Raw genomic sequence first — 11,906 nt, forward strand, 5'->3', positions numbered from 1 at the left:
GGAACGATAGGCCGGTCAGCGCCGGTAGGGGTCCTCGGGGTCGTCCGGACGGTATGGCGGCTGCGGCGCGCCATACCCCGGCGGCGGGCCGTACGGCGGGGCTCCCGGCCCGTGCTGACCCGGCCAGCCGGCCGCTGCGGCCCGCGCGTGGGCCCGCTCCTGACCGGACCGGACCAGCTTGACGATGCCGACCACGAGCAGCACCACCCCGGCCAGGAACGCGATCACCCCGATGCCGAGACCGATGCCGAGCGGCACGAGCACCCGCCGGGCGACGTCGTTGGCGACCTGGGAGGTGAGCACCTTGGTGCGCAGCCCGGTGCAGTCGATCGTGTAGTCACCGGTGCCGGAGCTGTGGAAGGTGCCCGCCCGGGTGTATGCCGTGCCGCCCCAGTCCATCGACAACCGCGCGTTGCCCTGGTCGACGTTGATCGGTCGGCCGTCCGGGCCGGTGACCCGGCAGGTCGGCAGTGGTGACGTCGAGTCGTAGCGACCCTCGACCAGGATCGTCTGGTCCTCGGCACCGGTCACCTGCACGGTGCCGCCGGGCGCGACCCAGCGCGTGTCGCTCACGACGCTCATGCCACGCGAGACGCCCTTCCAGATGCCGATGCCGGCTGCGGTGGGCGCGATCACGAGCATCAGCACCGCGCCGATGATGGTCAGCGCGAGACCTCTGCGCTTCGGCACGTTCATGGCGTCCTCTCCGTCGGCGGGGCGAAGGGATCCTTCGGGTCCCCCATTGCGGGCAGCTGCTCCCGGCGACCATTCTGGTATGGCGCCAACGGCGGGACACCGTACGTTGGCCCCTGGTACGGCCCCTGGTACGGCCCCTGGTACGGGCCGTAGCCATACCCTGCCCGGGCGAGCAGCGCCCGCTGCCGCTCCTGGGACGAACGAACCAGCTTGACGATGCCGACGATCAGCAACGTCCCGCCGATGAGGAACAACACGACGGCTGCGACGAGGCCGACCAGAAATCGCAGCCCGAAGGCTTCGTCGGCGTCGTCCACCGCTGTGGTCGGGACGACCTTGACCTGCTCGTTCGCGCAGTCGAGTTCGTAGCTTCCGGGTGTGTCCGGGTGGAACACCCCGAACTCGACGTACGAACTCGCGATAGGCCCTCCGTCGACACTGACATCAAGATCCGCCTCGCCGGAGGGGCCGCTCACGACACAGTCCACCCACGAGATGTCTTCCATCGTGTCGTCGGACACCAGGATCGACCTAGCGGCAGTGTCGTCCACCCAGATCGACTGCGCGCCTCTCACCCACGGGTATGCGTCGAGCCGAGCGTCGGAGGCTACGACTCCACGCCAGACCCCGATCCCGAGCGCTGCCGGAGCGAAGATCAGCATCAGGATCGGACCGATGACGGTCAGGGCTATGCCGCGGCGAGCGGGCAGATTCATGACGGGACTCCGAGCGACTGCGGTGACGGTGCGGTGATCAGACCATGTGGCCGTCGGCCGCGTCCACCCGGTCGGCCGCCTCAGCACCGACGGAGCCCGCGGCCTGCGCGTTCCACAGGCCGGCGTATCGGCCGCCGCGGGCGAGGAGCTCCTCGTGGGTGCCGCGCTCGGCGATGCGTCCGCCGTCGAGGACGACGATCAGGTCGGCGCCCTGGACCGTCGACAGTCGGTGCGCGATGGTCAGTGTCGTCCGGCCCCGGCTCACCTCGTCCAGCGCGAGTTGTACGGCGCGTTCGGTGGTGTTGTCCAGGGCACTGGTCGCCTCGTCGAGCACCAGCACGGCCGGATCGCGCAGGATGGTGCGGGCCAGTGCGATCCGCTGCTGCTCTCCACCGGAGAAGCGGTGCCCGCGAGCGCCGACCAGGGTGTCGTAACCGTCGGGCAACGCCTCGATGAGGTCATGCACCTGGGCGGCGCGGGCGGCGGCCTCGATCTGCTCGTCGGTCGCGTCCGGCCGCGCGTAGCGCAGGTTCTCCCGGATGGTGGTGTGCAGCAGGTAGCTCTGCTGGGAGACGACGCCGACCAGGTCCGAGACGTTCTGCAGAGTCATGTCCCGCAGGTCGACGCCGTCGATCGCGACTGTGCCGCTGCTCGGATCGTGCAGTCGGGAGACGAGCCCGGCGAGGGTCGACTTGCCCGAGCCGGTCGCACCGACCAGGGCGACCTGTTTGCCGGCGGGCAGCTCCAGCTCGATGTGGTGAAGTGCGTCGCGGTCGGCCCCGTCATACCGGAACGTGACGTCGGTCAGGGTGACCTCGCCGCGCGCGGTGACGGGGTCGACGGCTGTGGGCTTTTCGGGGTCGTCGATGGTGACGGGCGCGTCGAGGAATTCGAAGACCCGGCTGAACAGGGCCATCGACGTGACGACCTCGGCGCCGACGTTGAGCACGCCGAGCATCGGCCGGAAGAGCGCGGACTGCAGCGCCGTGAACGCGACGAGCGTGCCGATCGTCATACCGCCGCCGGTTGCCGGCAGCCCTGCCGCGAGGTAGATCAGCGCGGGTATGGCGGAGAACACGATCGCCATGGTGCCCATCCGCCAGCGGCCGGCCATCTGCGATTGGAGCTCGAGTTCGGTGAGTTCGCGCGAGGTTTCGCGGAAGCGTTGGGAGAGGGCGGGTCCGGAACCGACGGTCTTGGCGAGCAGCACGCCGCTGATCGACAGCGACTCCTCGATCTGGGTCTGCATGTCGGCGAGCGCCCGCTGCGCGCGGGACTGGATGGTGCGGCGCAGCCGAGCGACGCGGCGGGTCAGCCAGATCGCGGGCGGCAGCACCAGCAGGCTGAGCAGCGAGAGCCGCCAGGACAGCACGACCATGGCGGCCGCGGTGCCGACGGCGGTGGTGATGTTGGTGGCGACCGAGGTCGCGGAGTTGGTGACGACGCCCTGCATGGCGTTGACGTCGTTGGTCAGCCGGGACTGCACCTCGCCACCGCGGGTGCGGGTGAAGAAGCCGAGCGGTAGCCGCTGCAGGTGGGCGAACAGGTCGGTCCGCAGGCCGTGCATGACCTGTTGGCCGATCTTCGTCGACAACCAGGTCTGGACGACGCCGAGGGCCTGCGTGGTGACGGTGATGGCGAGCATGCCGCCCACCAGCATCAGCAGCAACCGGACGTTCTGGTGCGGGATGGCGTCATCGATGAGGCGCTTGGTCAGGAACGGAGTGACCAGACCGATGAGCGAGCTGAGCACGATGATGGCGCTGACGATCGCGAGCGGGCGCCGGTGCGGCCGGAACAGCGCCGCGATCCGGCGCAGGGGGACGGGATGTTGCTCGAGTTGGGCGACGTCGGCGGCACTCTTGCGGCGGGGTCCGCCGCGGCCGTGGCCGGACTCGTGACCGTCTGGCGCGCCACTGCGCGGGCGGACGCCCGGCGAACCGGGAAGTGTGGTGGTGGCTGTCACAGGCAGCACCTGCCTTTCGGTCGAAGCTATTGGTGAGGTTACCTCACATTGCTGTAACCGCGAAGATCGCCATACAATTCCCGGATGCAGAGTTCACACCACGCGGGGCGAGTAGCGGGTGGAGGAGCGCAGCGGGGCCAGCCGCGTCCCGATGCCTCGGACCCGACACAGCAGTCGCTGTCACAGCTGGTGATGCACACGGCGCGCGCGCTGCGCAGGGCGACCCGCAGCGAGCTCGAACCCTTCGGGCTGACGCCCAGCCAGTCCCGCGCGCTGGGGGTGATCGAGCGGTATGGCGCGCAGCCGCCGCGCCTGAGCGACGTCGCCGCCCGGCTGGACATCGCGCCGCGGTCGGCGACGGAGGTGGTGGATCACCTGGAGCAGCGCGGACTGGTGCGCCGGTCCCCCGATCCCACGGACCGGCGCGCGGTGACGATCGCGCTGACCGACGAGGGCCGTTCGCTGCGCCGGCGGATCGCACGCGTGCGGGCGGCGCAGGGCGACAAGTTCTTCGGACACCTCAGCGAGTCACAGCGCGCGGAGCTGGCCGCCCTCCTCGGCGCCGCCTTGGCCCCCCACCACCGCCCGCCCTCATGACCGAGCGGAGTACCCCGTGACCGAGAGGAGTACGGAATCGAGCGAAATCCGTACTCCTGTCGGTCGGTCGGTACTCCTCTCGGTCAGGGGACGCGACCTGTGCGCCAGGTGGAGGAGAAGAGCCCCCACTCGCGCTCTTCCGCGAAGTAGCGCGACCGGAAGAACTCAGAAATACCAGGGGAACGGCGACCAGTCGGGGTCGCGTTTCTCCAGGAACGAGTCACGACCCTCGACGGCCTCGTCGGTCATGTACGCCAGCCGGGTCGCCTCGCCGGCGAATACCTGCTGCCCCATCAGCCCGTCGTCGGTCAGGTTGAACGCGAACTTCAGCATCCGTTGCGCCGTCGGACTCTTGCCGTTGATCTCGGCCGCCACCTGCAGCGCCTCGTCCTCCAGCGACGCGTGGTCGGCCACGATGTTGACCGCGCCCATCCGCTGCATGGTCTCGGCGTCATAGGTGCGGCCCAGGAAGAAGATCTCGCGGGCGTTCTTCTGCCCCACCATCTTCGCCAGGTATGCCGAGCCGTAGCCGGCGTCGAACGACCCGACGTCGGCGTCGGTCTGCTTGAAGCGGGCGTGTTCGCGGCTGGCGATCGTCAGGTCGCACACCACGTGCAGGCTGTGCCCGCCGCCGGCCGCCCAGCCGTTCACCACGGCGACGACGACCTTCGGCATGGTGCGGATCAGCCGCTGCACCTCCAGGATGTGCAACCGGCCGCCCTGCGCCTTGACGCGGGCGGCGTCGACGGTGTCGGCGGTCTCGCCCTCGGCATACTGATAGCCCGACCGGCCACGGATGCGCTGATCGCCGCCGGAGCAGAACGCCCAGCCGCCGTCCTTGGCGCTCGGGCCGTTGCCGGTGAGCAGCACGACACCGACGTCCGGCGTCATCCGCGCGTGATCGAGCGCCCGGTAGAGCTCGTCGACGGTGTGCGGCCGGAACGCGTTGCGCACCTCGGGACGGTCGAACGCGATCCGCACCGTGCCCTGCTCCGGGCCGGGTCGCACGCACCGGTGGTAGGTGATGTCGGTGAAGTCGAAGCCCTCGACCGGCTGCCACGCACTCTCGTCGAAGATCTCGCTGACCTGGCTCTGCTCACTCACCCGGTCAAGGGTATGACTACCGTCGTACGCCGTGACCGCCACACCGCCGCTGGACGAGCTCCTCGCCACCATGCACGTCGTCAGCATCCCGATGCAGGTGCGCTTCCGCGGCGTCATGCATCGCGAGATCGCCCTGTTCTCAGGCCCTTCCGGGTGGGGCGAGTTCTCGCCCTTCCAGGAGTATGCCGCCCCGGAGGCCGCCCGCTGGCTCGGCGCCGCCATCGACGCGGCCTGGGGATCGTGGCCGGTGGCAGTGCGCTCCTCGGTGCCGGTCAACGCGACCGTGCCGGCGGTCGAGGCATCCGAGGTGGCCGACGTGCTGGCCCGGTATGACGGCTGCCGCACCGCCAAGGTGAAGGTCGCCGAGTCCGGTCAGTCGCTCTCCGATGACGTGTCCCGCGTGGCGGCGGCCCGCGATGTCATGGGGGCCGGCGCGTTCGTGCGGGTGGACGCCAACGGCGGCTGGTCGGTGGATGATGCGGGGTCGGCGATCGCGGCGCTCGCGCCATACGGACTGGAGTATGTCGAGCAGCCGTGTGCCACCGTGGAGGAACTCGTCGACCTGCGGAAGTTGCTGGCGCGCAACGGCATCGACGTGCGCATCGCCGCCGACGAGTCGATCCGCAAGGCCGAGGACCCACTGCGGGTGGCCCGGCTGGGCGCGGCGGACGTGGCGGTGGTGAAGGTGGCGCCGCTCGGTGGTGTCGCCGCCGCGCTGCGGATCGCCACGGATGCCGGGCTGCCGACGGTGGTGTCGAGCGCGATCGACTCCTCGGTGGGCATCGCCGCCGGCGTCGCGCTGGCCGCCGCCCTGCCGGAGCTGCCGCACGCGTGTGGGCTCGGCACGCTGGAACTGATGGCCGGCGACGTGGTGCGCAATTCCCTTGTCCCGCAAGACGGTTCACTCGCCGTACGACGACCCGCGCCGGACTCCGACCTGCTGGAACGACACCGCGCGCCGGACGGCCGGCAGCAGTGGTGGCGCGACCGCGTGACCGCCTGTCACCGCCACCTCGCGTCGGTCGGGTAGCGAGGCACGAGCGTATCGAGACCACGCCAAGGCACTTGATCTCGATACGCGTCCCCTTCGATAGGCCCTCCGCAAGCTCCGGGCTACTCAGGACGACGCTCGTACCTCGGCCGCTACTCGATCAGCGTGCAGGTATATGAGCGGTGTGACATCCGCAGGATAATTCAGCGGCGGACGCGACACCAGTTGCCTACGCTGGCCGCGTGGACCCACAGCTGCTGGACGCGACCGCCGCCGCCTGCAAGGCCCTGATCGACACCCGCTTCCCCGGCGGCGAGGACCGGGGCGCCGCGGCATTGCTGCTCGCCGACGGCACGATCCTCACCGGCACCGCACCCGACGCGGTCAACCCGTCGGTGGAGGTCTGCCATGAGATCGAGCCCTACTGCGCGGCGTTCCGGCTCGGGCAGCCGGTCGTCGCGTCCGTTTGCCTGCACCGGCAGTCCGGCGGCCGCACCATCGTGCTCAGCCCGTGCGGTGTATGCCGCGAGCGGCTCGCCGTCCACGGCTCGGACGTTCTGGTCGCGGTCGCTGACCGGACCGATGCGAGCGAGATCGTCTGGAAGGCCCTGAAGGACGTGCTGCCCGACTACTGGATGACCGTCTTCCCCGACGAGGTCGACGCCGGCTGGCTCGGCTGAAGGCCGAACGATCAGACCGTGGAGCCGTTCAGGGCGGTCTGCACCGCCACGGCGATGTCCTCAGTGCCGGCGGCGATCAGGGGCGACCGGGTGCTGGTCGGATCGTATGGCGCCCCGTCGTCATACGTCGTCACACCCCCGGCCTCGGCGACCAGCAGCGAACCAGGGGCGTGGTCCCAGGGCATCACGGAGTTGTAAAGCACGTAATCACAGGCATTTTCGGCGAGCTTGGGGTAATCGATGCCGCAGCTCGCCCAGGTCAGCTCCAATGGTGCGAGATCCGCGAGCGCAGTGCCGACCAGTGACCGGCGTGACGTGCGGCCGCGCGGGTTCTGCCCGTCGCGGGACGGCACCTCCAGCCGCCGGGCGCCGCACCAGGCGCCGGCACCGCGTTCGGCGACATACGCCAGCCGGTGCTCGGGCTGCCAGATCCAGCTGCGGACGACGGCGCGGCCACGCAGCTCGGCCACCATCACCGCGTAGTCCTGCGAACCGTGCACGAAGTTGCGGGTGCCGTCGACCGGGTCGATCGTGAACCAGTGGTCCGCGTCAGCGGCGGCGCTCAGTGCGCTGGCGTCGGCGGAGACAGCTTCCTCCCCCACCATCAGCGCGTCGGGGTATGCCGCGCGCAGCGCCTTGGTGATCTCCACCTCGGCCTCCCGGTCGGCCACCGTGACCAGGTCGCCGGGCTTCTTCTCCATCACCTCGGCGTCGGCGAGAGCCCGGAAGCGGGGCTCGATCACCGTCGCGGCGACGTCTTGCAGCAGGGTCAGGACCTCGTCAGTCTGCACGTGCTCCACTATGCCGGGCCGACGAACCCACCGGTCACGCAGGCCCCGTGTCGTGGCGCGGCGAGAAAGTAACGACAGTCGCCACCCACGCGCCTCAAACGGCCATTTCAGGCGAGAAAGTCACGACAGTATCGACTTCTCCGCCGCGGGACGGGGGGCAGGCATGATCGCGCGGAGTCAGGCGTCCTCGCGGAGCAGCTTGTGTGCTGCGGCCTGCACGCGTGGGCGGACGACCAGCTGGTCGATGTTCACGTGTTCGGGGCAGGTCGCGGCGAAGGCGATGCAGCTCGCCACGTCTTCCTGGGTCAAGGGATTGCGCACTCCGGCATACACCTTGGCAGCCTTGTCGGTGTCGCCGCGGAAACGGACCAGGGAGAACTCGTCGGACTCGACCAGGCCGGGCAGGACCTCGCAGACCCGCACCGGTTGCTCGACCAGTTCCAGCCGCAACGACATCATCATCGCGTGTTCGGCGGCCTTGGCACCGCAGTAGCCGGCGGCGCCCTCATAAGACACCAGCCCCGCGGTGGAGCCGACGGTGACGATCACGCCGCGCCCGGCGCACAGGGCCGGCAGGCAGGCCTGGATCGTCGCGGCGGAGCCGATCACGTTGGTATCGAACATGATCCGCCAGTCCTCGAAGTCGGCGTCCGCGATGTGATCGGTCCCGAGCGCGCCGCCGGCGTTGGCCACCAGCACCGCGATCCGCTCGCCCGCCGCCTCGGCGAGTGCCGCGACGTCCTCGGACTTCGTCACGTCACAGGTGACCGCGCGACCGTCGATCTCGGCCGCGAGCGCTTCGATCCGGTCGGTGCGGCGCGCGGCGCAGACGACCTCGAAGCCCTCGGTCGCCAATGTGCGCGCGGTCGCGCGGCCGATGCCGCTGCTGGCTCCGGTCACGACTGCGATCGGACGGGTCATCGCACTTCTCCTTCGTCGACGGCTCACGCGGCGGCGCGGCCGGTCACCGCGACGTCCGACGCTCACGAGAGAGCGGTGGTCCGGGGACCTACGCTGGGCGGGTGCCGGATCTGCAACCGTTCGCCGTCGGTGACCTCACCGCCTACCGCACCGCCCTCGCCGCAGCGCTCGACGGCAGCGGTCCGGCCCTGGCGCCGTATGCCGCGGGTCGCGTCCCCGGCCTCGACGTCTCCGCCGCGCTGCCGGACGATCTCGCCCTGGTGGTCAGCACCTCCGGCTCGACAGGCACTCCCAAGGCCGCGATGCTCACCCGGCAGGCGTTGACCGCGAGCGCCGACGCCACCCACGAACGCCTCGGCGGTCCCGGGCAGTGGCTGCTGCCGATGCCGGCGCAACACATCGCCGGCACCCAGGTGCTGATCCGCAGTGTGCGGGCCGGCACCACGCCGGTGACGATGGAGTACTTCGGGGTCGCCGAGTTCGTCGCCGCGGCAACCCGACTCGCCCATGACCGCCGTTACACCGCCCTCGTCCCCACCCAGTTGCGCCGCCTGCTGGACGGTGGCGATGCAGCGCGATCGGCGGTCGCCGCGTTCGACGGCATCCTGCTCGGCGGCGCCGCGTCCGACCCGGCCCTGCTCGACGACGCTGCGCGTCTCGGCGCCACGGTGCTGACCACCTACGGCTCCAGCGAGACCTCCGGCGGCTGCGTCTACTGCGGCGTTCCACTCAGCGGCACCACCGTCGAGCTGGCCGACGACGGCCGGATCACGCTGTGCGGCACCACCATCGCCGCGGGTTACCTGGGGCGACCGGACCTGACCGCCACGACGTTCGGGCATCTGGCAGACGGCACCCGCACGTTCCGCACCGACGATCTGGGCGTATGGCGCGAGGGCACACTCCAGGTCATCGGGCGCATCGACGACCTGATCAACACCGGCGGGGTCAAGGTCGCACCACGCATCGTGGAAACTGCCGCCTCAACCCACCCCGATGTCCTGGAGGCGGTCGCGCTCGGCCTGCCCGACGACGACTGGGGGCAAGCCGTCGGTCTCGCCATACGAGCTCGGACGCCGTTGTCCCTGCAGGAGATCCGCGATCACCTGCGCGAGCACCTGCCGTCGTATGCGCTGCCCAAGCGGCTGCTGCTGGTCGACGAGATCCCGTTGCGCGGGCCGGGCAAGCCGGACCGCACGGCGCTGGCCGCGGCGCCCGGATGGCAGACTCTGACTGCTCATCAGCAGGCCGACTGACGGCCGCCCCTCACCCGAAAGTCATCACGCACGCCCATGGCCACGCTCAACGAATGGATCGCCGGATCCCGCCCTCGCACGCTTCCCGTCGCCGTCGCACCGGTCGCGGCCGGCACGGGTGCCGCCTACGCGCTGGGTGACGGCAACCCGGCACACGCGCTGCTCGCCCTGCTGGTGTCGCTGTTGCTGCAGATCGGCGTTAACTTCGCCAACGACTACTCCGATGGCATCCGGGGCACCGACGACGCCCGGGTCGGCCCGGTGCGGCTGGTCGGACAGGGCCTGGCGACCCCCGCCAGCGTCAAGTCGGCCGCGTTCGCCTGCTTCGCCGCAGCTGCGGTGTGCGGTCTGGCGCTCGTGGCGCTGTCCGGCACCTGGTGGCTGCTGGTCGCCGGAGCGCTCGCGATCGTGGCGGCCTGGAAATACACCGGCGGCGAACACCCGTACGGCTACATGGGACTCGGCGAGGTCTTCGTCTTCGTCTTCTTCGGGCTGGTCGCGACGCTCGGCACCACGTACACCCAGGCCGGATCGGTCGATCTGAGTGCCGTCGCCGCCGCCGTCGGGATCGGTGCGATCGCCTGCGCGATCCTGGTGGTCAACAACCTGCGCGACATACCCGGCGACACCGTGTCCGGCAAGCGCACCCTGGCGGTCCGGATCGGTGACGCCGCCACCCGCAAGCTGTTCACCGGGATGTTCGCGGTCGCGCTGGTCGCGGTCGTGGTCTCGGCCGTGCAGCACCCGTGGGCGATCATCGCGCTGATCGGCCTCGCACTGTCGGCACGGTCGGTGCGCACGGTCAACCAGGGCGCCACCGGTCGCGACCTGATCCCGCCGCTCGCGACGACGGGCGTCACGATCCTGGCGTACGGCGTCCTCTTCGGCATCGGGCTGCTCCTCAGCTCCTGAGGGCGACCCCGAACCGGCAACCGTTGCCGGTTGGGCCACCGGCCGCCCGCCGAAGCCTCAGTTCTGCGGGCTGGTGCCGAGGGTGACCGTGGCGGTGTGCGGCTGGCCCTGCGCGTCGACCCAGCTCACCGAGACCTTGTCACCGGGGTACTTCGTGTCCAGCACGCCGGTGAGTGCCGTCGGCCCGGCCACCGGCTTGCCGTCGATCGCCGTGATCGTCGAACCGGCCGTGATGCCGGCCGATGCTGCTGCGCCACCCGAGGCGACACCGACGACCGAGGCGCCGGTCGCACTGCCGCCATACCCGTAGGCCGCCGCGGACCGGGTGCTGATCTCCACCCCGAGCGCAGCCCGGCTGCCGATGTGCACCGTCGACGTCTTGGTGCCGCTCTCGATCTGGCCCGCGATCTTCAGCGCCGCGGACGTCGGTATGGCGTAGCCGGTGACCGGTGTGCCGGACGACGCGGCGGTGTCCATGCCCACGACCTGACCACCGGAGTTGAGCAACGGACCGCCGGAGTAGCCCGGCACGATCTGCGCATTGGTCTCCAGCAGACCGTGAAGTGTCTCGGCGGAGGCACCGGTGCCGCCGTCGGACGCGGTGATCTGCTGGTTCGTGTCGGTGATGCGGCCGCTGGTCTTGTACAGGGTGCCCCGGCCGCCGCCCTGGCCGACCGCGGTGACCTTCTCGCCCAGCAGCGCCTTGCCGGTGTCCAGCGACGCGGTCTGCAGCCCACTGGCGCCTTCGAGCTTGATCAGGGCCACGTCGTGGGTCTGATCGAAACCGAGCACCTTGGCCGTGTACGTCGACCCGTTCGCCACCTTGACGCGGATCGCGGTCGAGCCATCCACCACGTGGTAGTTGGTGAGCACGACGCCGTCGGAGGTCAGCACGATGCCCGAGCCGGCCCCCTCACCGCCCTGCACGACGGTGTCGATCATGACCACCCCCGGCCAGGACGACACCGGCGTGCCCGAGGTGCGGGCACTGGTTGCCTGGCGCCACGGGCTCTGCCCGTTGCCGTCCGGTGCACTGCCGTTGCCGGAGCTGCTGCCGGAGCCGCCCGAGTTGTCACCGGACGATCCGCCGGTGCCGGAACTGCCCGTGGAAGGCGACGTGGGGATCGTCACCGACGGTGCTGCCCCGGACACGGTGACGTGGTCGGCGAGCATCTGGTCGGCGACGACCGCACCGGCGGGTGCCAGCGCGACGACGGCGAGTGCCGCGGTGGCGGCTGCGATTCGACGGTTCATGACGGCTCCTGAAATTCGACTG

The 11,906-nt window shown here is 70.4% G+C and carries 12 protein-coding genes; 5 read left to right on the forward strand and 7 right to left on the reverse strand.

Features of this window, described 5'->3' with window-relative positions:
* Nucleotides 1-15: 15 nt before the first annotated feature.
* The 3 genes from ACTHL4_RS16560 to ACTHL4_RS16570 are packed head-to-tail and all read right to left on the reverse strand — an operon-like array spanning nucleotide 16 to nucleotide 3,378.
* Nucleotides 16-696 carry a hypothetical protein gene (locus tag ACTHL4_RS16560; protein ID WP_440283864.1) on the reverse strand — a complete coding sequence of 227 codons (681 nt, stop codon included), beginning with the start codon at nucleotides 694-696 and terminating at the stop codon, nucleotides 16-18.
* Entirely contained in the window at nucleotides 693-1,412 is a 720-nt protein-coding gene (locus ACTHL4_RS16565; RefSeq protein ID WP_440283865.1) for a hypothetical protein, read from the reverse strand. Before ACTHL4_RS16565 ends, ACTHL4_RS16560 begins: the two co-directional genes overlap by 4 nt.
* Nucleotides 1,413-1,449: 37 nt before the next feature.
* Nucleotides 1,450-3,378, reverse strand: a complete 1,929-nt coding sequence (locus ACTHL4_RS16570; RefSeq protein WP_440283866.1) for an ABC transporter ATP-binding protein — start codon at nucleotides 3,376-3,378, stop codon at nucleotides 1,450-1,452.
* An 84-nt stretch (nucleotides 3,379-3,462) separates the two neighbouring features.
* Here ACTHL4_RS16570 and ACTHL4_RS16575 point away from each other — a divergent pair, with 84 nt between their 5' ends.
* Entirely contained in the window at nucleotides 3,463-3,975 is a 513-nt protein-coding gene (locus ACTHL4_RS16575) for a MarR family winged helix-turn-helix transcriptional regulator (protein WP_440283867.1), read from the forward strand.
* A 165-nt stretch (nucleotides 3,976-4,140) separates the two neighbouring features.
* On the opposite strand, the gene ACTHL4_RS16580 is transcribed toward ACTHL4_RS16575, so the two are convergent.
* Complete coding sequence (locus tag ACTHL4_RS16580; RefSeq protein ID WP_440283868.1) at nucleotides 4,141-5,079, reverse strand: 1,4-dihydroxy-2-naphthoyl-CoA synthase; 939 nt, start codon at nucleotides 5,077-5,079, stop codon at nucleotides 4,141-4,143.
* Between the two features lie 31 nt (nucleotides 5,080-5,110).
* Between ACTHL4_RS16580 and ACTHL4_RS16585 the strand changes: the two genes are divergently transcribed.
* Entirely contained in the window at nucleotides 5,111-6,109 is a 999-nt protein-coding gene (locus ACTHL4_RS16585) for an o-succinylbenzoate synthase (protein ID WP_440283869.1), read from the forward strand.
* A 203-nt stretch (nucleotides 6,110-6,312) separates the two neighbouring features.
* Complete coding sequence (locus tag ACTHL4_RS16590; RefSeq protein WP_440283870.1) at nucleotides 6,313-6,750, forward strand: cytidine deaminase; 438 nt, start codon at nucleotides 6,313-6,315, stop codon at nucleotides 6,748-6,750.
* 11 nt (nucleotides 6,751-6,761) lie between these two features.
* Here the strand turns inward: ACTHL4_RS16590 and ACTHL4_RS16595 are convergent, their stop codons facing one another.
* Nucleotides 6,762-7,541: an inositol monophosphatase family protein gene (locus ACTHL4_RS16595; RefSeq protein WP_440283871.1), complete on the reverse strand. Its 780-nt coding sequence runs from the start codon at nucleotides 7,539-7,541 to the stop codon at nucleotides 6,762-6,764.
* Nucleotides 7,542-7,718: 177 nt separating this feature from the next.
* Entirely contained in the window at nucleotides 7,719-8,462 is a 744-nt protein-coding gene (locus ACTHL4_RS16600) for an SDR family NAD(P)-dependent oxidoreductase (RefSeq protein WP_440283872.1), read from the reverse strand.
* A 101-nt stretch (nucleotides 8,463-8,563) separates the two neighbouring features.
* Here ACTHL4_RS16600 and menE point away from each other — a divergent pair, with 101 nt between their 5' ends.
* A complete protein-coding gene (gene menE, locus ACTHL4_RS16605; RefSeq protein WP_440283873.1) occupies nucleotides 8,564-9,718 on the forward strand; it encodes an o-succinylbenzoate--CoA ligase in 1,155 nt (384 codons plus the stop codon).
* A gap of 36 nt (nucleotides 9,719-9,754) precedes the next feature.
* A complete protein-coding gene (locus tag ACTHL4_RS16610) occupies nucleotides 9,755-10,630 on the forward strand; it encodes a 1,4-dihydroxy-2-naphthoate polyprenyltransferase (protein WP_440283874.1) in 876 nt (291 codons plus the stop codon).
* Nucleotides 10,631-10,687: 57 nt separating this feature from the next.
* On the opposite strand, the gene ACTHL4_RS16615 is transcribed toward ACTHL4_RS16610, so the two are convergent.
* The gene (locus tag ACTHL4_RS16615) at nucleotides 10,688-11,884 is read right to left on the reverse strand and encodes a S1C family serine protease (protein WP_440283875.1); all 1,197 of its coding nucleotides are present in this window, start codon (nucleotides 11,882-11,884) and stop codon (nucleotides 10,688-10,690) included.
* Between the last annotated feature and the right edge of the window lie 22 nt (nucleotides 11,885-11,906).

The sequence above is a fragment of the Flexivirga sp. genome, from assembly GCF_051955415.1.
Taxonomy (GTDB): Bacteria; Actinomycetota; Actinomycetes; order Actinomycetales; family Dermatophilaceae; genus Flexivirga.

Coding starts and splice junctions, on each gene's coding strand:
- ACTHL4_RS16560 (WP_440283864.1), bottom strand. CDS start 696: ATGAACGTGCCGAAGCGCAGAGGTCTCGCGCTGACCATCATCGGCGCG.
- ACTHL4_RS16565 (WP_440283865.1), bottom strand. CDS start 1,412: ATGAATCTGCCCGCTCGCCGCGGCATAGCCCTGACCGTCATCGGTCCG.
- ACTHL4_RS16575 (WP_440283867.1), top strand. CDS start 3,463: ATGCAGAGTTCACACCACGCGGGGCGAGTAGCGGGTGGAGGAGCGCAG.
- ACTHL4_RS16600 (WP_440283872.1), bottom strand. CDS start 8,462: ATGACCCGTCCGATCGCAGTCGTGACCGGAGCCAGCAGCGGCATCGGC.
- ACTHL4_RS16610 (WP_440283874.1), top strand. CDS start 9,755: ATGGCCACGCTCAACGAATGGATCGCCGGATCCCGCCCTCGCACGCTT.
- ACTHL4_RS16615 (WP_440283875.1), bottom strand. CDS start 11,884: ATGAACCGTCGAATCGCAGCCGCCACCGCGGCACTCGCCGTCGTCGCG.